We start from the raw sequence: 20,794 nt of genomic DNA on the forward strand, positions 1-20,794 counted from the left end.
GCCCAGTCTAATGGGGTGCCGGCGGGTGTTGTTCCTCGCCCGAACGGCGATGGAAGGTACTCATGATGGAGAGTTTCCCCGTGTATTGGATGGAGCCGTAGCGGAACAAATGAATGGCCAGGCGCATGACCAGGATTCCCACGATGAACAGCTCGGCAATGGTAATCACCGATTCAACCGGGCTGAGCGTGCCGAAGCCGTTACGGAGCATCGCGGTGACCGGGGCCGACAAGGGGAAATACGTGAACACCTGGACAATGGGGGAGTGCGGGTCGCTGAGGATGAGGCTGATGGCATAGAACGGCACAAAAATGAGGGCCATCAGCGGACCGAAGATGACCCCGGCTTCCTTGGCGTTCGGCATCACTGCGCCAATCGCGCCCAGTACGGCGGTGAAGAGAGTGAACCCGCCCAGCAGGAGCAGGGCCCCCACCAGCAGCGGCCCCGGTTCGAAGACGATGTCCCGCAGGTCGATGTCCGGAAGCGAGAGCCTCTCGCGGAAGAAGGCATACCCAACCACGATTGGGGCCAGGAACACGGAAATCTGCACCAGGCCAACCAGCAGCAGGGAAATGATCTTGCCCACGATCAGGGTGGTGGGATTCAGCGTAGTGAGGATCATCTCCGTGACCCGGTTTTCCTTCTCTTCCAGGGTGCTGTTCAGCATCTGGTTCGAGAGCAGGATGATCGTGATGTAAAACAGCACAAGGAACATCAGGGGCGGCACAGCGGCTCCGAAACCGCCGGAGACCTGGCCGTCCCGATAGGTTTCCGTCTCCACCTTGATGTTGCCGCCGGAGGCCGCGGTGATGGCTGCGGAACCGATCTTGGCCTGCGCTGACAGGGCCAGGAGCTGTTTGGCGACCGCCTCGTATTTGCCGTTGTCGAATACGCCCTTGTCAGCACCGTAAACCTTCACTGCCTCCGTGGCAGGATTGGCCGGGAAGGCGAAAAAGGCTTCGATGCGTCCCTCCTTCACCTCACGGGCCCCGTCGGTGGAGCTGTCCGCCCTGGTGCCGCCCATTGCGGCGGCAACCTGGTCCGGGATGATTCCCGACCTGTCCGTATAGCTGAATGCCAGGGCAGCGTTTTTCTGCGCATCGGCGGAGGCGCTCCTTGAGCTGTTGCCGATGAAGAGCAGCCCGAAGATGATGGCCATAACCACCGGAATAGCCAGGGTCGCGATCCAGAACCGCGGCTTTTTGGTGGTGCGGACAAACTCGAAGCCCACCACGGTGCCGAGGTTGTGGCGGCTGGGGGAGGATTTCCTGGCCGGTGTCGTCGTCATGGTCAAACCCTTCCGGCCGCGTGCTGTTCGCCGTATACCTGGATAAAGATCTCCTCAAGGGAGACCCTGGAGGTGGTAAAACCGCTGACCGGCAGTCCAGCGGCTACCAGCTCCCGAAGGACTGCCGCTTCATTGCCGCCGGGCCGCGGGACGAGTTCAGCGCGGCCGCCTCCCTGCCGGACCACGTCGTACAGCGTTGAGGAGGGCAGGACCTGGTCTCCCGCATAGGAAAGACGGTAGACCGTGCCGCCGAATTGATCCTGGACGTCAGCTACCGTCCCATAGGCGCGGGAGGTGCCGTCCTTGAGCAGCACCACCCGGTCGCAGAGGCGCTCCACTTCCTCCATCTGGTGGGTGACCATGATCACCGTTGCCCCGCCGCGCTTGTGTTCCTCGATGATGTCCATCAGCAGGCGGCGGTTTACCGGGTCGAATCCCTTTGTAGGCTCGTCCAGGATCAGGAGTTCGGGGTCGTTCATGATGGTGACGCCGAGCTGCACCTTCTGCTGCTGGCCGCTGGAGAGTTTGTCCAGGGTCATGGTTGCCTTGTCCGCCAGCTGGACGCGTTCCAGGTATGCCAGGGACCAGCTGCGGGCCTGCGATTTGCCCAGGCCCTTGAGCCGGCCGAAATACACCATGACATCCAGGACAGGTTCCTTCTTGTAGAGGCCCCGTTCTTCCGGAAGGTACCCCAGCCGGGTCCCATCACCGGGTTCGAAGGGCTTTCCGTCGATGTGCAGAACTCCGGACGTCGGCTGGTAGATGCCCAGGAGGGCGCGGAGGGTCGTTGTCTTTCCCGAACCGTTGCTGCCAAGGAACCCGAATGTCTCACCTGCCTGGACATCGAAGGACAGGTTCCGAATCACGGTGGTGTCACCGAAATCCATCCGGAAATCCTCGATATGGACCAGCGGCTCCGCTGCCGCACCCCCTGCAGTCATGCCTTCAGCCTATCCGCATTGGCACCGGATGCAGCTGCGGCTAAGTAGGGTGGGGGTGTGCTGAGAATCGGGTTGACGGGCGGGATCGCCTCAGGGAAGTCGGTGGTGGCCGCGCATTTGTTGGAACGCGGCGCCGTGCTGGTTGACGCGGATGCGCTGGCCCGGGAAGTTGTGGAGCCCGGGACTGAAGGGTTGCAGCGCATCGCGGAGGAGTTCGGGGCAGGGATGCTCGACGACGGCGGGCGGCTGGACCGCGCCCGTCTGGGCGCGGCGGTCTTCGGCAATCCAGAGCGCCTCGCCGCCTTGAACGCCATCGTCCACCCACTGGTGCGCGCCCGCGCCGCCGCCATCACGGCCGCGGCGCCCGGTGACGCCGTGGTGGTCCAGGACATTCCCCTCCTGGTGGAGACGGGCCAGGGCAGCAGCTTCCATCTGGTGGTGGTCGTCGATGCACCGGACGACGTGCGGCTGCAGCGCATGCTCGAGCACCGGGGAATGACCAGGGAAGCAGCGCGTGCCCGGATGGACGCCCAGGCCACGCGCGGTGACCGGCTGGCCGCTGCCGATGCCGTCCTGGACAACTCCGGTACGGTGCAGCACCTGCTGGTCCAGGTGGACCGGCTCTGGGACGGGCGGCTGGTCCCCTTCGCCCGCAACCTGGCTGCGGGCCAACGGGCCGCCCGGAATGGCGGCCCGGTCCTGGAACCGCACCGGGCTGACTGGGCGCAGCAGGCGGCCCGGATTGGGGCCCGGATTGCGGCGGCCGCCCCGGAGCAGATTTTGGCAGTGGACCACATCGGATCCACGGCTGTTCCCGGCCTCTCCGCCAAGGACGTCATCGACCTCCAGGTGGCTGTGCCGGACCTTGCGGTCGCCGCTGCGATCGCACCACTGCTGTCCGCTGCAGGCTTTCCGGCGGTACGGGACGTCGAAGCCGACACTCCCAAGCCCAACGCCCCGGACCAGGGCGAATGGTTGAAGCGGTTCCACGCCAACGCAGACCCCTGCCGCGCCGTCAATGTGCACGTGCGCGCGCACGGTTCGGCTGGATGGCGGTACGCGCTCATGTTCCGCGACTGGCTGCGGAGCGATCCCTCGGCCCGGAGCCTCTATGAAGCGCACAAGGCGGAGCTTGCGGCGGAGCACGCGGGCCCGGACAGCACCAGGTCCTACGCGGAGGCCAAGGAACCGTGGTTCACTGACGTCGCCTGGCCCCTGATGGCGGCGTGGGCCAGGGCCACCGGGTGGGAACCGCCGTCGTACGGTTCCTGACCCCGCTCCACGCCTGGCGGATGTTCGCCCGTAACGGATTGGACCCATCACTGTCGGTGCCCGGCGGTAAATTAGATTCATGAGCCTTGCGCAGGAGATCAACCGTGTTGTAGCGCCCTTCGAAGTGATCAGCGAGTTTAAGCCCGCGGGCGACCAGCCGGCCGCCATCGCGGAGCTGACCGAACGCATCAACAACGGGGAGAAGGACGTTGTGCTGCTCGGTGCCACCGGCACCGGCAAGAGCGCCACCACCGCCTGGCTTATCGAGCAGGTGCAGCGGCCAACCCTGGTCATGGTGCAGAACAAGACCCTTGCCGCCCAGCTCGCCAACGAATTCCGCGAACTGCTGCCCAACAACGCGGTGGAGTACTTCGTCTCCTACTACGACTACTACCAGCCAGAAGCCTACGTGGCGCAGACGGACACCTTCATCGAGAAGGATTCCTCCATTAACGAGGAGGTTGAACGGCTCCGGCACTCCGCCACCAACGCGCTGCTGACCCGCCGCGATGTGATTGTGGTGGCCACCGTGTCCTGCATCTACGGCCTGGGAACGCCGGAGGAGTACATTTCCGGGATGGTCACCCTGCGCAAGGGCGCCGAGATGAACCGGGACGACCTCCTCCGCAAGTTTGTCTCCATGCAGTACGCCCGCAACGATGTCGACTTCCACCGCGGCACTTTCCGGGTCCGCGGCGATACCGTGGAAATCATTCCGATGTACGAGGAACTGGCCATCCGGATCGAGTTCTTCGGCGACGAGATCGAGAACATCCACACGCTCCATCCGCTCACCGGCGAGGTCATCCGGGACGAGGAAGAGATGTACGTCTTCCCGGCTTCCCACTATGTGGCCGGCCCGGAACGGATGGCGCGGGCCATCAAGCGGATCGAGGATGAGCTGGCCGACCGGCTCAAGGTGCTGGAAAGCCAGAACAAGCTCGTCGAAGCCCAGCGGCTGCGGATGCGCACCACGTACGACCTCGAAATGATGCAGCAGATGGGCTTCTGCAACGGCATCGAGAACTACTCAGCGCACATTGACGGCCGCGGGCCCGGCACCGCGCCGCACTGCCTGCTCGACTACTTCCCGGACGACTTCCTGCTGGTGGTGGACGAGTCCCATGTGACGATCCCCCAGATCGGCGCCATGTATGAAGGAGACATGTCGCGCAAGCGGAACCTGGTGGACTTCGGGTTCCGGTTGCCTTCTGCCATGGACAACCGGCCGCTGAAGTGGGACGAGTTCCTGGAACGCGTCGGCCAAACCGTTTACCTGTCAGCCACCCCCGGCAAGTACGAACTGGGCAAAGCGGACGGTTTCGTCCAGCAGATCATCCGGCCCACCGGCCTGGTGGACCCCGAGGTGGTGGTCAAGCCCACCAAGGGACAGATCGATGACCTCCTCGGCGAGATCAAGACCCGGGTGGAGAAGGATGAGCGCGTCCTGGTGACCACGCTGACCAAACGCATGGCGGAGGACCTCACCGACTACCTGCTGGGCCACGGCGTGAAAGTCGAATACCTGCACTCGGACGTCGACACCCTGCGCCGCGTGGAGCTCCTGCGCGAGCTGCGGCTGGGTTCCTTCGATGTCCTGGTGGGCATCAACCTCCTCCGTGAGGGCCTGGACCTTCCTGAGGTGTCCCTGGTCAGCATCCTGGATGCGGACAAGGAAGGCTTCCTGCGCTCCTCCACCTCACTGATCCAGACCATCGGACGTGCCGCCCGCAACGTCTCCGGCCAGGTGCACATGTATGCGGACCGGATCACCGACTCCATGGCCAACGCCATCGACGAAACCAACCGCCGCCGCGCCATCCAGGTGGCGTACAACAAGGAACACGGTGTCGATCCGCAACCGCTCCGGAAGAAGATCGCCGACATCACGGACCAGTTGGCCAAGGAAGACGCCGATACCGATGCGCTGCTGGGCAGCTTCGACTACGGCAAGGGCAAGCGTGGCATCACGGGGGCGAACAAGGCCGCTGCCAGGAAGGGCGCTGCGCAGGTCCGTTCCGACGGGCTGGCCGCCGCACCGGCTGAGGACCTGGTGGGCCTGATCGGGCAGCTCACCGAACAGATGCATGGAGCCGCGGCGGAGCTGCAGTTCGAGGTGGCGGCAAGGATCCGCGATGAGGTCAGCGAACTGAAGAAGGAGCTGCGCCAGATGCAGGCGGCAGGGCACGCCTGACGTCCGCGGGCGGGTGTCCGGCTTGGGGTACAGTTAAAGGACGTAGGGGAGTATCCCAAGCGCTACGATCGTCAACACGCAGGGCATAGTTGCCCTGCCGGGCGTAGCGGGCCGCCACATCAGCACAAAGTGCACAGGCTGGCCGGAGAGACTTACACCATTTTGTGTACCCTGCGAAAGGCTTTCCCGTGCTCGATTTGCCCCTGTGGTTTGAGGTTGGCTCATTTGCCGTCCTCGGCCTGATTCTCCTTGTTGACCTTCTCCTGGTGGTGCGGCGGCCGCACGAACCGTCCATGAAGGAAGCCGGCCTGTGGGTGACCTTCTATGTCACCCTTGCCCTGGCATTCGCCGGGGCCATGTTTGCATTTACGGGGCCCGAATTTGGCAGCCAGTTCGTCGCAGGCTGGGTAACCGAGTACAGCCTCAGCATCGACAACCTGTTCGTCTTCATCATCATCATGGCCAGGTTCTCCGTGCCCCGGAAGTACCAGCAGGAAGTGTTGATGGTGGGCATCATCATTGCGCTCATCCTGCGCGGCATCTTCATCATGCTCGGCGCCATCGTGATCGAGCAGTTCAGCTGGGTGTTCTACATCTTCGGCGCGTTCCTGCTGTGGACAGCCTGGAAGCAGGCCCAGGACGAGGGTGAAGAGGAAGAGGACCGGGAGAACCCGCTGATCGCGAAGATCCGCAAGGTCATCCCGATGTCGGAGAAGTTCGACGGCGGCAAGCTGCGTACCGTGGTCAACGGCAGGAAGGTCTTCACTCCGATGGTGATCGTCTTCATCACCATCGGCCTCACTGACCTCTTGTTCGCAGTGGACTCCATCCCTGCGATCTTCGGCCTCACCCAGAGCCCCTTCATTGTCTTCACCGCCAACCTCTTCGCGCTGATGGGCCTGAGGCAGCTCTACTTCCTGCTCGGTGGCCTGATGAACCGGCTCATTTACCTCAAGCACGCCCTGTCCTTCATCCTGGCGTTCATCGGTGTCAAGCTTGTCCTGCACGCCATGCACGTCAACGAGCTTCCCTTCATCAACGGCGGACACCACATCGAGTGGGCACCTGAAATCCCCACGTTCGTCTCGCTCGCAGTGATTGTGGGCACCATCATCGTGGCGGTTATCGCCAGCCTGCTCAGCTCCAAGGCCCAGGCTGCCAAGATCGATCCGCGCCTCGAAGAGGACGCCCGGAAGAGCCACAGCGACGCCGAGTAGGCACGCACCCGCCTCTTTACATCAGGTAATCCCGGCCCCACGGCCGGGATTACCTGTTTAAGCCTCCGCAGGACGCATCGGTCCGCACCCCCTGTGGGATGCGCAGACGCAGGACTATGCTCGAACCATGGTCCGCACGATTCCGATGGATCCGGGCGCGCGACGGGTGCAGCGGCGAACCGTCCTGCTGTTGAGCCTGGCCCAGGTGTTTGGTGGGCTGGGGACCGGATCAACCGTGTCCATCGGCTCCATCCTGGCCGTGGAACTCTCGGGTTCCAGCGCCTGGGCGGGTTCGGTGGCCACCGTGATGACCCTGGGTGCCGCGGCGTCGGCCCTGCCGTTGGCCTCGCTGGCTGAACGCCGTGGACGGCGGGCTGGGCAGGTGGCCGGCCTCTCGGCTGCCTTGGCCGGCGCAGTCCTCATGGTCCTGGCCGTTGTATCCGGGCTTTTCGTCCTGCTGGTCCTGGGGTCGGCAGGCATTGGCATCGGCACGGCAGCGAGCCTGCAGGCGAGGTTTGCCGCCGTGGACCTGGCCTCCGCCGAACACCGCGGCCGGGCATTGTCCACCGTGGTCTGGGCGGTGACGGTTGGTGCCGTCGCCGGACCCAACCTCATCCAGCCCGGAACGGTCGTGGGAACACTCCTGGGCCTACCTCCCATCGCGGGCCCGTTCGTGATCTCCGGGGCCGGCCTCCTCATCGCCACGGTGCTCCTGTTCGCCGGCCTGCGGCCTGACCCGCTCCTGCTGGCACGCCAGCTTGCAGCAGCATCCATCGTGCCAACCGTGCCCGGGGAAGGGGAACGCCCGGCCGCAGCCGCGCCACGCAGCCGGGGGTCGCTTCGCCGCGGCCTGCATGCCATTCGCGGTTCCCGGACTGCGCTGCTCGCGGTTTCGGCCGTCGTCGCAGCCCACGCCGTGATGGTTGGGGTCATGTCCATGACGCCACTGCACCTGCAGCACCTGGTGGAAGGGCCGGGCCAGCACGCGGGCCACATTGCCGCTGGCGACGTACTGGTCATCATCGGTTTCACCATCTCCCTGCACATCGCCGGGATGTTCGCGCTGTCTCCGTTGATGGGGTGGCTGACCGACAGGGCGGGGAGGCTGGAGACCATCATTATTGGCTTCATGCTGCTGATCGCCGCCGTCGCGGTGGCCGGCCTGGGGGAGTCCTCAACCGGCGCGGTGGCGGTGGGACTGGTCCTGCTGGGCGTGGGTTGGTCTGCTGCGACGATCTCCGGCTCCACGCTGCTGGCCGAAAGCGTCGGCAGGGAAGTCCGTGTGGCCGTGCAGGGCGTGTCCGACATGCTGATGGGCGCAGCAGGTGCCGTAGGCGGGGCGGCGTCCGGGCTGGTCCTGGGCTACGCCGGCTACCTCGGCCTGAACCTGCTCGGCGGACTGGCCGGAGCAGCCGTCCTGGGTGCCGCCGTCGTCACCCGGACATCACGCCGGCGGTCGGCGGCCGCCTGAGCGTGCCATGCCCAGCAGGCGGGCAAAAATCCGCTCACCGTCGTCGGCGATCCCATCATGATGGAAGTCGGCAGTCTCCCAGACCTGCAGCCCGTTCACGGCGGCTGCTGTCCGCAGGGACAGATCCCGGTCCACGTAGATGTCATCCGTGTATACCGCCGCCGCGGCCGGAACGGTGTTGGCCGCCAGCACCCGGGGGTCATAGAGCGGCTTCCAATCCTGCTTGGCTGCCAGCAGGTCAGCCACCTCCCGCAGCGGCTCCAGGGCGGGGTCCTGTTCGAAGTACCACGGGTACACCATTTCGCCGGTCAGGAGCAGTGGTTCGGCGTCAGGCCTGAACCAGGGGTTCTCGCCGAGGATCCGCCAGGCTGACCAGTTGGTGGCCTGGTCCTGGCCGTAGATGGACTCGTGCATCAGCGCATACAGCGGGTTGGACCGTCGTGAGACCACCCCCTGCAGCTGCTCCAGGAAAGTGTCCGACAGCCGGGGGACGCCGGACGTCTCCACGAACGCGTCCTCCAGCAGGTAATGGAGGCTGTCCACGCGGGTGTTGCCGCCCAGGAATGCGCCTGCCATCTGGAACCGCCCCACCGTGAGCGGGCTCCCGTCAGGCATGAATTCGGAGGTGCTTCGGAGGTGGCGGGCGATTCTCTCAACCGTAGCCCTGTCCTCCGGATACCAGGTGAAGTACTCATCGTTACGGGCCGCGACGCGCTGGTAGGTGGCCCGGTACACGTCATCCGCGCTGCCTGAGAGCGGCGCCAGCCCGCCGGTGATCAGCACCTCCTGCAGTCCCTCCGGCGCAAACGACAGGTAGGTCAGGGCGCAGAAGCCGCCGTAGCTCTGGCCGTAAACGGTCCAGGCGGGCGAGCCCAGCGCGTGGCGGATCAACTCGGCGTCCGCCACGATCGAGTCAGCGCGGAAGTGCTCCAGGAATGCTGCTTGTTCAGCGGCGGTCCCACGGCCGGGCAGGGTGTTGCGGTCAAGGGGGGTGGAGAGCCCGGTGCCGCGCTGGTCCAGCATCAGGATACGGAAGTCCTGCGCTGCGGCCTTGCTCCAGCCGCCCAGGGAGCCAAACCGGTTGCCGCGCCCGCCCGGGCCGCCCTGCAGGAAGAGGAGCCAGGGAAGTTGCGCGGCGGCCTCCGGGGTGTGGGCGGCGGATACGTACTCACGGGCGAAAACCGTGATGGCCTCGCCGGCGGGCTCGGCATGGTCCAGGGGGACAGTGAAATAGTGCTCCACCGTGCGCATCCCGCGGAATTCGTGCGTCGCCCTGACCTCATGTCCCGCAGCGGGGGCTGATGCCCTGCGCACGTCAGCCATGGGCGGCAGCGGGAGCGGAGGTTGCCTGGCCGAAACGGTCCAGTGCCACGCCCGTCAGGCGGAACGTGGTCCAACCGTCCATGGGCCGCGCGCCGAGGCTGCGGTAGAAGTTGATGGAGGGCTCATTCCAGTCCAGCACGCTCCATTCCACCCGCGCGTAGCCCTTCTCCACGGCAATCGCCGCCAGGTGCTGGAGGAGGGCCTTGCCGTGCCCTTCGCCGCGGGCAGCGGGGCTGACGTACAGGTCTTCCAGGTAGATCCCGTGCACGCCCTCCCACGTGGAATAGTTCAGGAACCACAACGCAAAGCCCTGCACCGCGCCGGCACTGTCCTCGGCCATGGTGGCAAAGACGCGCGGGTTCACGCCGAACAGGGCCTGCTCCAGCATTTCCGGGGTGTTCCGGACGGCGTCGGGTTCCTTTTCGTAACGCGCCAGCTCGTGGATCATCCGGAGGATGGCGGGTACGTCTTGCAGGATTGCGGGGCGGATTGAACTCATTGTCCGAGCTTACCGCCGGGTCCGCCGCGCCCGCCGCAGCGCATGCACCGGCCCAGTCCGGGGGCTAGAGCCGGTTCACGTCCGTCACCCTCACCACGGCCGTTCCGGTCGCGTCGGAGTCCGCCAGGTCCACCTCTGCCGAGATGCCCCAGTCGTGGTTGCCGGCAGGGTCGTCGAAGATCTGGCGCACCTTCCAGGTCCCGCGTTCTTCGGTGATGATCAGCAGACCGGGGCCACGCGCGTCCGGCCCCGTCCCGATGTCGTCGTGTTCATCAAAGTAGTCATCCAGCGCATCCTCCCAGCGCTCGGCACCCCAGCCCGAGGCGCCGTCGAGCTCTCCCAACGCAGTGGCGTCCTCATCGGCGAACAGCTCCACGCGGCGGAACATCTCGTTCCGTACCATGACCCGGAAGGCGCGGATGTTGGAGGTCAGCGACGGCGGCGGGGGTGGTGGAGCGTCGTGCGGCGTGGGCATCACACCGGACGCCAGCTCTTCCCACTCGTCGAGGAGGCTGGAGTCCACCTGCCGGACCAATTCCCCGAGCCAGGCGGTCAGGTCCGCCAGGTCCTCACGAAGCATGTCCTGCGGCACCGTCTGCCGGAGTGCCTTGAAGGCGTCCGCGAGGTACCGCAGCACGATGCCCTCCGACCTGGCCAGTCCGTAGAACTGGACGAATTCGCCGAAGTTCATCGCCCGCTCGTACATATCCCGGACCACGGACTTGGGGGCGAGCTCGAAGTCGCCCACCCATGGCGCGGCCTTCCGGTATACCTCGAACGCCTCGCCAAGGATTTCCGCGAGCGGCCGGGGGTAGGTGACCTCGTCCAGCATGGCCATCCGCTGGTCATAGTCGATGCCGTCGGCCTTCATGGCCGCCACAGCTTCGCCGCGGGCCTTCTTCTGCTGCGCCGAGAGGATCTGCCGGGGTTTCTCCAGGGTCGCCTCGATGACGGACACCACGTCCAGGGCGTACGACGGCGACTCCGGGTCAAGGAGGTCCAGTGCGGCAAGGGCGAAGGGGGAGAGCGGCTGGTTCAGGGCGAAGTTGGGCTGCAGGTGTACCGTCAGGCGGACTGTGCGGCCATCCGGGCCCTGCTCCTCCGGCGGGATCCGCTCGATGACTTCGGCGGCGAGGAGTTCGCGGTAGATTCCCAGCGCCTTCTTCATGAGCCGCAGCTGGGAGGAGCGCGGCTCATGGTTTTCGGTGAGCAGCCGCCGGGCGGCGGCGAAGGGGTCGCCGGGCCGTTCCATCAGGTTCATCAGCATGGCGTGCGTCACCGTGAAGCTGGACGTCAGTGGGTCGGGGACGGATTCCACCAGCCGTTTGAATGTCGGCTCCCCCCAGGACACAAAACCTTCGGGCGGCTTTTTCCTGACCACCTGGCGGAGCTTTTTCTGGTCGTCACCGAATTTTGCCGTGGCTTTCGCTATGGCCTTGACGTTTTCAATCACGTGCTCGGGCGCCTGGACCACCACCGTCCCGGCGGTGTCGTAACCCGCCCTGCCGGCACGGCCCGCAATCTGGTGGAACTCGCGTGAGTTGAGCAGCCGGGTGCGGACGCCGTCGTACTTGCTCAGGGCGGTGAGCAGCACGGTGCGGATGGGGACGTTGATGCCCACGCCCAGCGTGTCCGTCCCGCAAATAACCTTCAGGAGTCCCGCCTGGGCCAGCTGTTCCACCAGCCGGCGGTACTTGGGCAGCATGCCGGCGTGGTGTACACCGATTCCGTGCCGCACCAGCCGGTTCAGCGTCTTGCCAAATCCGGCGGCGAACCGGAAATTGGCAATGAGGTCCGCGATCTTGTCCTTTTCCTCCCGGGTGCAAACGTTGATGCTCATCAGGTTCTGGGCGCGGTCGATCGCCTCAAGCTGGCTGAAGTGCACCACATACGCCGGCACCTGCCTGGTGGACAGCAGTTCCTCCAGCGTCTCGTGGACCGGTGTCTGGTGGTAGTAGTAGTGCAGCGGAATGGGCCGCTCCACGGAACTCACCGTGGTGGTGGCGCGGCCCGTGAGCGCCGTGAGCCCCTCCTCGAACCGGCTGACGTCACCCAGGGTTGCGGACATCAGGAGGAACTGTGCCTGCGGAAGCTCCAGGAGCGGGACCTGCCAGGCCCAGCCGCGCTGCGGGTCGGAGTAGAAATGGAACTCATCCATGACCACCGCGCCCAGCTCCGCCGCGGAGCCCTCCCGCAGCGCGATGTTGGCCAGGATCTCGGCGGTGCAGCAGATGATGGGCGCATCCTGGTTGACCCCGGAATCACCGGTGATCATGCCGACGTTCTCCGCGCCGAAGATGTCGCAGAGCGCAAAGAACTTTTCGGACACCAACGCCTTGATGGGCGCGGTGTAGTAGCTTCGCCGGCCCTGGGCCATGGCCTGGAAGTGCGCGGCGATAGCCACCAGCGACTTACCGGATCCCGTCGGAGTGGCCAGGATGACGTTGGCCCCGGTTGCCAGCTCCATGATCGCCTCGTCCTGTGCCGGGTACAGGGACAGCCCCCGGGACTCGGTCCAGTCCACAAAGCGGCTGTACAGGGCGTCGGGGTCGACGGCGGCGTTGGGGACGGACAGATCGCTCAGCTGGTCAACGAGTTTCATTGACTTCAACCTTAGTGCCACGTTGCGGCCGCATAGGGCGCTCCGGGAGGGTTAGGCTTCGCCTTGCCCGTGTGCATGCTAGAACCTGGAGAATTCATGAAATGGGACCCCGCAAAGTACGTCCAGTTCGATGACCACCGGAACAGGCCGTTCTTCGACCTCACCGGCCGGATCCATGCCGACCGTCCCGCACGGGTCGTTGACCTCGGCTGCGGTCCGGGGAACCTGACCGCGTCCCTGGCCGAACGGTGGCCCGAAGCCCAGGTGGTTGGACTGGACTCGTCTGCCGAGATGCTGGCACGCGCGGCCAGGCTGGCAGAGGTCGTTCCGGGCCTGTCCTTTGAACAGGCGGACATCGCAACCTGGATGCCCACCGGGGAGACGGACGTCGTGGTCAGCAACGCAGCCCTGCAGTGGGTGCCCGGCCACCGGGATCTGATGCGCCGGTGGCTGGACGCCCTCCGGCCGGGAGCCTGGTTTGCCCTGCAGGTGCCCGGAAACTTCAACGCCCCGTCACATTCCCTGATGCGGGAGCTCGCAGCGTCTGACCGCTGGTCAGGCAAGCTGGGCGGCGTGCTGCGGGGCGGGGAAACCGTGGGGGAGCCGGGGGACTACCTGAACATCCTGCTCGACGCCGGCTACGCCGCGGATGCCTGGGAAACCAGTTACCAGCAGGTCCTGCAGGGGCCCGACCCCGTACTCGAGTGGGTCCGCGGCACCGCACTGCGCCCGGTCATGGGCGTCCTCGGAAGCGAGGATGCCGGGCGCTTTGAATCCGAGTACGCGGCGGCCCTGCGGGAAGCTTATCCGAGCGGACCCCACGGCACGGTCTTCCCCTTCAGGCGGATCTTCGCCGTGGGCCGGAAGAGGGGTTAGCACCGGCCCTCCCAACGTGTTTTCGGACCAGTCACAGCGTGTGACAGCAGCTGAAAGTGATCTGGCTTACAATGGCGACTGTAGTTCAGGGGTCAAGCCGCTGGCCCCTGGTCGGCCGTAGGCATGTACAGGGGGTATTTTGCTGGTCGGACTCATGAGGCGGCAGCTTGCCGGCCAACGCGGGCACGTATGGGCGATCATCGTCCTCCAACTGGTCCAGGCAGCGGCCAACCTGCTGCTGCCCACCGTGAACGCGGCCATCATCGATGACGGGATCGTGGCCGGCCAACCCCAGGTGATCTCCCGGCTGGGTGCGCTCATGGCTGCCATCGCGGTGGTGCAGGCGGCAGCCGCCATTGCTGCCTGCTATGTCGGCGCGCTTGTTGCGATGAAGATCGGGCACCGATTGCGGGCGGACATCTTCAACCGGATCCAGTCCTTCTCCTCGCAGGATGTGGCCCTGTTCGGAACCCACAGCCTGACCACCCGCGCCACGAACGACGTCCAACAGATCCAAGCGTTCGCGCTGCTGGTCTTCACCATGCTCTTCGCCGGGCCGGCCATGGGAATCGGCGGGATCGTCCTGGCCGTCCAGCAGGATGCGGCCCTGTCCGCGGTGGTAATCGTCATTGTTCCGCTGCTCCTGCTGATCATGTACTCGATAGTCCGGCGCCTCATCCCGCTCTACCGGGAGGGGCAGGACCTGCTGGACCGGTCAGGCGGCATCCTGCGCGAACAGATCATCGGGACGGATGTGATCCGGTCCTTTGTCCGCCAGGGCCATGAAATGCGGCGGTTTGCGGACACCAACGCCCGGCTGACCGCCAACAATCTGCGGTCGGCGCTTCTGGTAGCCGGAATGCTGCCCATGATCATGCTGGTGGTCAACATCAGCTCGGTGGCCGTGGTGTGGTTCGGCGGCCACCGCATCCAGGCGGGGTTGATGAACCTCGGCGCCCTCACGGCTTTCATCGCCTACATCATGCAGATCCTGCTGGCCATCATGATGTCAATGTATGTGCTGATGACGGCGCCGCGGGCCTCCGCTTGCGCCGAACGCATCCAGGCAGTGCTGGATACGGAGCCGTCCGTCAGCAGCTCGGCCGCGGCCGGCGCGCAGCCCCGGGTGGACACAATTCAGCCGGCTGCTGTGTCTTTCCAGGGCGTCGGCTTCGCCTATCCGGGAGCTGAGGCCCCCGTGCTTGCGGAGATCAGTTTTACCGCCGCTGCCGGCACCACCACCGCAATTGTCGGCTCCACCGGAAGTGGCAAGACAACGCTGCTGAACCTGATCCCCCGTTTCCTCGACCCCACCGAGGGCAGCGTCACCCTGGCCGGCCACGACGTCCGGAACCTGTCCCTGGACCAGCTCCGCGCAGCCATGGCCATGGTGCCCCAGCATTCCCACCTGTTTACCGGGACGATCGCCGACAACCTGAGGATGGCAGCCCCCGCAGCCCCCGACCACGAGCTCTGGGCGGCACTGGAGTTGGCGCAGGCCATGCGGTTCATGGGAGACCTTCCACTGGGGCTTGCCACCCCTGTCGGACAGGGTGGAGCCAGCCTTTCCGGCGGCCAGCGGCAACGGCTGTGCATCGCCCGGGCCTTGGTGCGGAAGGCGCCCGTCTACCTTTTCGACGACAGCTTCTCGGCCCTGGACTACGACACGGATACCAGGTTGCGGCGCGCCCTGGATGGGGCGCTTGCCGATGCAACCGTCATCATCGTGTCCGAACGCATCTCGGCCGTGGCAGGCGCAGACCTCATCCTGGTGCTGGACGACGGCCGCCTCGTTGCCCAGGGCACCCACCGCGAGCTGCTGGAAACGTCGGCCACCTACCGGGAAATTGCCGAATCACAGCTCGCGCTGGACGGCACCCTGTGACGGCAGGGGAGCCGGAAGCCAAGGAAAAGGAGTACAGGTTCTGGCCGACTGCGCGCAGGCTCTTTGGCCTCCTGGTGCCCTTCCGGCTGCAGATGCTCGGGGCCGTTGGAGCCACTTGCGCCTTCGCTGTCCTCAACGTGGCAGCACCAAAGTACCTGGGTGACGCCACCGACGAAGTGGTGGCCGGCGTCCTGCAGGGCAGCCTCGACCAGCGACTCGGAGTCCTGCTGGCAGCGGTGGCCCTGATGTACGTGTTCGCATCCCTGTTCAACTGGATGCAGGGGGCGTTGACCGCGCGGGCCGTGCAGGGGCTCATGTACGGGCTGCGCGCGTCCGTGGAGGAAAAGCTGCACCGACTCCCGTCCACTTACTTCCGGGGAAGGTCCCGCGGGGACGTGCTGAGCCGTGCCACCAACGACATCGACAACATCGCCCAAGCACTGAACCAGGTCCTGACACAGCTCATCGTGTCCGTCCTGATGCTGTGCGGCTCGCTGGCCATGATGCTGTGGATCTCGCCGCTGCTCGCGGCCATCGCCATTGCCACTGTCCCCGTCTCCACGCTGATCACCGTCCTGGTGGCCCGGCGGTCCCAGGAGCACTTCGCGCGGCAGTGGACCGAGACCGGCGAACTGAACAGCCACGTCGAGGAATTCATCAGCGGCCATGAAGTCATCAAAGCCTTCGGCCGCCAGGAACACGCGGCGGACGTCTTCAGCCGCAGCAGCCGACGCCTGGCGCTGGTTGCTACCAAGGCGCAGTATGCGGCCGGGGTGGTCCAGCCGCTGATGGTGCTCATGTCCAACCTCAACTACATCCTGGTCGCGGTGGTGGGGGCCCTGCAGATCATCGCTGGAGCCATGACCATCGGCGGAGTCCAGGCGTTCATCCAGTTCAGCCGGTTGTTCAGCCAGCCCGTCGGACAGATCGGCGGCCTGCTGAACGTGATGCAGTCCTGTGCTGCATCGGCGGCAAGGGTTTTCGTGCTCCTGGACGCGGGCGAGGACGCCCCGGAGCACGCCGGCCAGGGCACCGGCGCCCCGGCCGGCGGCCGCATAGTCTTCGACGACGTCACGTTCGGCTACCCAGGGGCTGTGCCCGCCGTGCGCAACCTCACCTTCGCCGTGGAGCCCGGCCAGGCGGTGGCGATCGTGGGACACACCGGTGCAGGCAAGAGCACCGTGGTGAACCTCCTGATGCGCTTCCTGGAACCCGCATCCGGCACCATCACCATGGGGGGCCGGGACATCGCGGCAATACCGCGCGACCAGTTGCGGGCCCACTTCGGTGTGGTCCTCCAGGATTCCTGGCTCTTCGACGGCAGTATCCGGGAAAACATCGCCTACGGACTGCCCGGAGCGCCGGACGCGGCGATTGTCGCAGCCGCGGAAGCCACCCACGCCGACCGCTTCATCAGGTCCCTGCCGCACGGCTATGCCACGGTGCTGGAAAACGGAGGGGAGCCACTCAGCCAGGGCCAGCGGCAACTCCTTACCATCGCCAGGGCACAGCTGGCCGGGCGCGCCGTCCTGGTGCTGGACGAGGCAACCAGTTCCGTTGACTCCAGGACGGAACTGCTCATCCGCCAGGCGATGCAGCGTCTGCGTGACGGGCGGACCAGCTTCATGATCGCCCACCGTTTGTCCACCATCCGGAACGCTGATCTAATTCTCGTCATGGACCACGGACGCATCGTCGAACAGGGCACGCACGAAAGCCTGCTCGGCGCCGACAGTTACTACGCGAAGCTTTACGACGCCCAGTTCGCCGAACGGGACGGCCGCAACGAGGTCCTGGAGGGCGGCCTGTGACCCCGGACGGGTTTCCAGGATCCTGGCGTCCCAACCCTGCCAGCAGCGTGGCGCTGTTCGAACAACTACGTCTCCAGGTGATCCACCTGGCGGACAACGGTGCGCTGGCGCCCGGCACCAGGCTCCCCGCCGTCCGCGCCCTCGCAGAGAAACTCGACGTCGCCCCGCACACCGTCGCCAGGGCATACAAGGAACTGGAGGCTGCCGGCGTCGTGGCCACCCGGGGCCGGCACGGGACAGTGGTTTCGGCCCGGGACGAGCGGCTCGGGGACCTCTCGCAAGCGGCCGCCGCGTACGCCGCCGTCGCCAAATCCCGGGGTGCCAGCTTCGCCGAAGCCGTGAAGCTGCTGGCCGCCGCTTACGATGTTCCCTGAGGGCGGAACCGTCAGTGTTCGAAAAAGTTTTCGATTAGCATTATGGGGTGCCTAAAGCCTTAGCTGAAGAAACCCCTGCCCCCTCCACTTCCCTTGCCGTCCCTTCTGCTGCCCCGCAGCGGCCGGACCTCTCCCGCCTCGTGGTGAAGGGCGCGCGGGAGCACAACCTGCGCAACGTGGACCTCGACCTGCCGCGCGACGCCATGATCGTCTTCACCGGCCTCTCCGGTTCCGGCAAGTCCTCGCTGGCGTTCGACACCATCTTCGCGGAGGGCCAGCGGCGCTACGTCGAATCGTTGTCCGCCTACGCGCGCCAGTTCCTTGGCCAGGTGGACAAGCCCGACGTCGATTTCATCGAGGGCCTGTCCCCGGCGGTTTCGATCGACCAGAAATCCACCAGCAAGAACCCGCGGTCCACGGTGGGCACCATCACCGAGATCTACGACTACATGCGCCTGCTGTGGGCCCGCGTCGGCAGGCCGCATTGCCCCGTTTGCGGTGAGCCGGTCTCCAAGCAGACCCCGCAGCAGATCGTGGACCAGCTCCTGGAACTCGACCAGGGCACCCGTTTCCAGGTCCTGGCGCCGGTGGTCCGCGGACGCAAGGGCGAGTTCGTGGACCTCTTCAAGGAACTCAGCGCCAAGGGCTACTCCCGGGCGCGCGTCGACGGCAACCTCGTCCAGTTGAGCGATCCGCCCAAGCTGGGCAAGCAGTTCAAGCACACCATCGAGGTGGTGGTGGACCGACTCGTGGTCAAGGACGGGATCAGCCAGCGGCTCACCGATTCCATCGAGACCGCCCTGGGCCTGGCCGAAGGCCGCGTCCTCGCCGAATTCGTGGACGTTGAAGCAGACGCGCCGGAACGCATCCGGGCATTCTCGGAAAATCTTGCCTGCCCCAATGAGCACCCCCTCGCCATCGACGAGATCGAGCCCCGCTCCTTCTCGTTCAACAACCCCTTCGGCGCCTGTGCTGCCTGCAGCGGAATCGGCACCCGGCTGGAAGTGGATGAGGAACTCATCGTTCCCAACCCTGAACTGTCCCTCTCGGAGGGTGCCATCGCCCCGTGGTCGCTGGGCACTGCCACCACCGAATACTGGAACCGGCTCCTGGAAGGCCTGGCCAAGGAAGTCGGCTTCTCCATGACCACGCCGTGGGAGAAGCTGGGCAAGGACGTGCGGCAGACCGTCCTGCACGGCAAGGACCACAAGGTGGTTGTGCAGTACCGCAACCGCTTTGGCCGCGAACGCAAGTACAGCACCGGCTTCGAAGGTGCCATCCAATACGTCCACCGCAAGCACGGCGAGACTGATTCCGACTGGGCCCGCGACCGGTACGAGGAATACATGCGGCAGGTTCCCTGCCCTGCCTGCAACGGCGCACGCCTCAACCCGGCATCCCTGTCGGTATTGATCAACGGCAAGTCCATCGCCGAGGTCGCCGCCCTTCCCATGCGGGACTGTGCGGAGTTCCTGAACAACCTGGTGCTGACCGGACGCGAAGCCCAGATCGCCCACCAGGTCCTCAAGGAGATCCAGGCCCGCCTGACTTTCCTCCTGGACGTCGGCCTGGAGTACCTCAACCTCGAGCGTCCGTCCGCGACCCTCTCCGGCGGCGAGGCACAGCGCATCCGGCTCGCCACCCAGATCGGCTCGGGACTGGTGGGCGTCCTCTACGTTCTCGATGAGCCCTCCATCGGCCTGCACCAGCGGGACAACCGCCGCCTCATCGAAACCCTGACACGGCTCCGCGACATGGGAAACACCCTCATCGTCGTCGAGCACGACGAAGACACCATCCACGTGGCCGACTGGATCGTGGACATTGGGCCCGGCGCCGGGGAACACGGCGGCCAGGTAGTCCATTCCGGCACCTACAAGGAACTGCTGGACAACCGGGACTCGCTGACTGGCGACTACCTTTCCGGCCGCAAGGCCATCGAGGTACCGAAGAAACGCCGGAAGTACGACAAGAAGCGCGAGATCAAGGTGGTAGGCGCGCGGGAGAACAACCTTGTCAACGTTGACGCCGCCTTCCCGCTGGGACTGTTCACTGCGGTGACCGGCGTCAGCGGTTCGGGCAAGTCAACCCTGGTCAACGAGATCCTCTACAAGGTGCTGGCTAACAAGCTGAACGGTGCCAAGCAGGTGGCCGGGCGGCACAAGACAATCCATGGCCTGGAGCACCTGGACAAGGTGGTCCACGTGGACCAGAGCCCCATCGGCCGCACCCCGCGCTCCAACCCGGCCACGTACACGGGCGTTTTTGACAACATCCGCAAGCTTTTCGCCGAGACCACCGAGGCAAAGGTACGCGGCTACCTTCCTGGCCGGTTCTCTTTCAACGTCAAGGGCGGCCGCTGCGAGGCATGCTCGGGTGACGGCACCCTGAAGATCGAGATGAACTTCCTGCCGGACGTGTATGTCCCGTGCGAAGTGTGCCACGGAGCCCGCTACAACCGGGAAACCCTGGAAGTTCACTACAAGGGCAAGACCATCGCCGATGTCCTCAACATGCCCATCGAGGAAGGTGCCGAATTCTTCGCCGCCTTCTCACCCATCGCACGCCACCTGAACACCCTGGTGGATGTGGGACTGGGCTACGTGCGGCTGGGCCAGCCGGCCACCACCCTCTCCGGCGGTGAGGCGCAGCGCGTCAAGCTCGCAGCAGAACTTCAGAAGCGGTCCAACGGCCGCAGCATCTATGTCCTGGACGAGCCCACCACGGGCCTGCACTTCGAGGACATCCGGAAGCTGCTCATGGTTCTGCAGGGACTGGTCGACAAGGGCAACACGGTGATTACCATCGAACACAACCTCGATGTCATCAAGAGCGCCGACTGGCTGGTTGACCTCGGACCGGATGGCGGTTCCGGCGGCGGCCAGATCGTTGCGGCAGGAACGCCGGAGCAGGTGGCCAAGTCCACCACCAGCCACACCGGCAAATTCCTGGCAGAAATACTCGGCTGACCGGACGAAACCACAGCGAAGTATTCCGCAACGGGAATGCGAGTTTCAGGCACTCCTGCTGTCATGAGAAAC

General features: G+C 65.4%; 14 protein-coding genes. 9 read left to right on the forward strand and 5 right to left on the reverse strand.

Annotation, left to right across the window (positions count from 1 at the left end):
* Window positions 1–7 precede the first annotated feature (7 nt).
* Window positions 8–1,288 carry an ABC transporter permease gene (locus PV772_RS01825; protein WP_347885199.1) on the reverse strand — a complete coding sequence of 427 codons (1,281 nt, stop codon included), beginning with the start codon at window positions 1,286–1,288 and terminating at the stop codon, window positions 8–10.
* 2 nt (window positions 1,289–1,290) lie between these two features.
* Window positions 1,291–2,229, reverse strand: a complete 939-nt coding sequence (locus PV772_RS01830) for an ATP-binding cassette domain-containing protein (protein WP_141160526.1) — start codon at window positions 2,227–2,229, stop codon at window positions 1,291–1,293.
* Window positions 2,230–2,286: 57 nt separating this feature from the next.
* Between PV772_RS01830 and coaE the strand changes: the two genes are divergently transcribed.
* The 4 genes from coaE to PV772_RS01850 all read left to right on the forward strand — a co-directional run bounded on the left by coaE (window position 2,287) and on the right by PV772_RS01850 (window position 8,383).
* On the forward strand, window positions 2,287–3,501 hold the full coding sequence (gene coaE / locus PV772_RS01835) for a dephospho-CoA kinase (RefSeq protein ID WP_307356666.1): 1,215 nt from the start codon (window positions 2,287–2,289) through the stop codon (window positions 3,499–3,501).
* Window positions 3,502–3,580: 79 nt separating this feature from the next.
* The gene (uvrB, locus tag PV772_RS01840; protein WP_347885200.1) at window positions 3,581–5,695 is read left to right on the forward strand and encodes an excinuclease ABC subunit UvrB; all 2,115 of its coding nucleotides are present in this window, start codon (window positions 3,581–3,583) and stop codon (window positions 5,693–5,695) included.
* A gap of 188 nt (window positions 5,696–5,883) precedes the next feature.
* Window positions 5,884–6,912, forward strand: a complete 1,029-nt coding sequence (locus PV772_RS01845) for a TerC family protein (protein WP_141160523.1) — start codon at window positions 5,884–5,886, stop codon at window positions 6,910–6,912.
* Window positions 6,913–7,039: 127 nt separating this feature from the next.
* Window positions 7,040–8,383, forward strand: coding sequence for an MFS transporter (locus tag PV772_RS01850; protein ID WP_347885201.1), 1,344 nt, complete (start codon window positions 7,040–7,042; stop codon window positions 8,381–8,383).
* Here the strand turns inward: PV772_RS01850 and PV772_RS01855 are convergent.
* The 3 genes from PV772_RS01855 to PV772_RS01865 form a co-directional block, all read right to left on the reverse strand.
* Window positions 8,357–9,706 carry an alpha/beta fold hydrolase gene (locus PV772_RS01855; RefSeq protein WP_347885202.1) on the reverse strand — a complete coding sequence of 450 codons (1,350 nt, stop codon included), beginning with the start codon at window positions 9,704–9,706 and terminating at the stop codon, window positions 8,357–8,359. The two genes, PV772_RS01850 and PV772_RS01855, sit on opposite strands and share 27 nt — an antisense overlap.
* Window positions 9,699–10,205, reverse strand: a complete 507-nt coding sequence (locus PV772_RS01860) for a GNAT family N-acetyltransferase (RefSeq protein ID WP_347885203.1) — start codon at window positions 10,203–10,205, stop codon at window positions 9,699–9,701. Before PV772_RS01860 ends, PV772_RS01855 begins: the two co-directional genes overlap by 8 nt.
* A 64-nt stretch (window positions 10,206–10,269) precedes the next feature.
* Window positions 10,270–12,807: a DUF3516 domain-containing protein gene (locus tag PV772_RS01865; protein ID WP_347885204.1), complete on the reverse strand. Its 2,538-nt coding sequence runs from the start codon at window positions 12,805–12,807 to the stop codon at window positions 10,270–10,272.
* Between the two features lie 96 nt (window positions 12,808–12,903).
* Between PV772_RS01865 and PV772_RS01870 the strand changes: the two genes are divergently transcribed.
* From PV772_RS01870 to uvrA, 5 genes are all read left to right on the forward strand, one after another.
* Window positions 12,904–13,683 (forward strand): trans-aconitate 2-methyltransferase, encoded by a 780-nt coding sequence (locus tag PV772_RS01870; RefSeq protein WP_347885205.1) that lies wholly within the window; start codon window positions 12,904–12,906, stop codon window positions 13,681–13,683.
* A gap of 154 nt (window positions 13,684–13,837) precedes the next feature.
* The gene (locus tag PV772_RS01875) at window positions 13,838–15,568 is read left to right on the forward strand and encodes an ABC transporter ATP-binding protein (RefSeq protein ID WP_347885206.1); all 1,731 of its coding nucleotides are present in this window, start codon (window positions 13,838–13,840) and stop codon (window positions 15,566–15,568) included.
* Window positions 15,565–17,379 (forward strand): ABC transporter ATP-binding protein, encoded by a 1,815-nt coding sequence (locus tag PV772_RS01880; RefSeq protein ID WP_347885207.1) that lies wholly within the window; start codon window positions 15,565–15,567, stop codon window positions 17,377–17,379. Before PV772_RS01875 ends, PV772_RS01880 begins: the two co-directional genes overlap by 4 nt.
* The gene (locus PV772_RS01885; RefSeq protein ID WP_141160515.1) at window positions 17,376–17,753 is read left to right on the forward strand and encodes a GntR family transcriptional regulator; all 378 of its coding nucleotides are present in this window, start codon (window positions 17,376–17,378) and stop codon (window positions 17,751–17,753) included. Before PV772_RS01880 ends, PV772_RS01885 begins: the two co-directional genes overlap by 4 nt.
* Before the next feature lie 47 nt (window positions 17,754–17,800).
* Window positions 17,801–20,722 (forward strand): excinuclease ABC subunit UvrA, encoded by a 2,922-nt coding sequence (uvrA, locus tag PV772_RS01890; RefSeq protein ID WP_141160514.1) that lies wholly within the window; start codon window positions 17,801–17,803, stop codon window positions 20,720–20,722.
* Window positions 20,723–20,794: the final 72 nt, after the last annotated feature.

Origin of the sequence: Pseudarthrobacter sp. CC12, assembly GCF_039907755.1 — a bacterium.
GTDB lineage: Bacteria > Actinomycetota > Actinomycetes > Actinomycetales > Micrococcaceae > Arthrobacter > Arthrobacter niigatensis.

Excerpts from the sequence above, each read along its gene's own strand:
- PV772_RS01825 (WP_347885199.1), bottom strand. The coding sequence starts at position 1,288 with ATGACGACGACACCGGCCAGGAAATCCTCCCCCAGCCGCCACAACCTC.
- PV772_RS01830 (WP_141160526.1), bottom strand. The coding sequence starts at position 2,229 with ATGACTGCAGGGGGTGCGGCAGCGGAGCCGCTGGTCCATATCGAGGAT.
- uvrB (WP_347885200.1), top strand. The coding sequence starts at position 3,581 with ATGAGCCTTGCGCAGGAGATCAACCGTGTTGTAGCGCCCTTCGAAGTG.
- PV772_RS01850 (WP_347885201.1), top strand. The coding sequence starts at position 7,040 with ATGGTCCGCACGATTCCGATGGATCCGGGCGCGCGACGGGTGCAGCGG.
- PV772_RS01855 (WP_347885202.1), bottom strand. The coding sequence starts at position 9,706 with ATGGCTGACGTGCGCAGGGCATCAGCCCCCGCTGCGGGACATGAGGTC.
- PV772_RS01860 (WP_347885203.1), bottom strand. The coding sequence starts at position 10,205 with ATGAGTTCAATCCGCCCCGCAATCCTGCAAGACGTACCCGCCATCCTC.
- PV772_RS01865 (WP_347885204.1), bottom strand. The coding sequence starts at position 12,807 with ATGAAACTCGTTGACCAGCTGAGCGATCTGTCCGTCCCCAACGCCGCC.
- PV772_RS01870 (WP_347885205.1), top strand. The coding sequence starts at position 12,904 with ATGAAATGGGACCCCGCAAAGTACGTCCAGTTCGATGACCACCGGAAC.
- PV772_RS01875 (WP_347885206.1), top strand. The coding sequence starts at position 13,838 with ATGAGGCGGCAGCTTGCCGGCCAACGCGGGCACGTATGGGCGATCATC.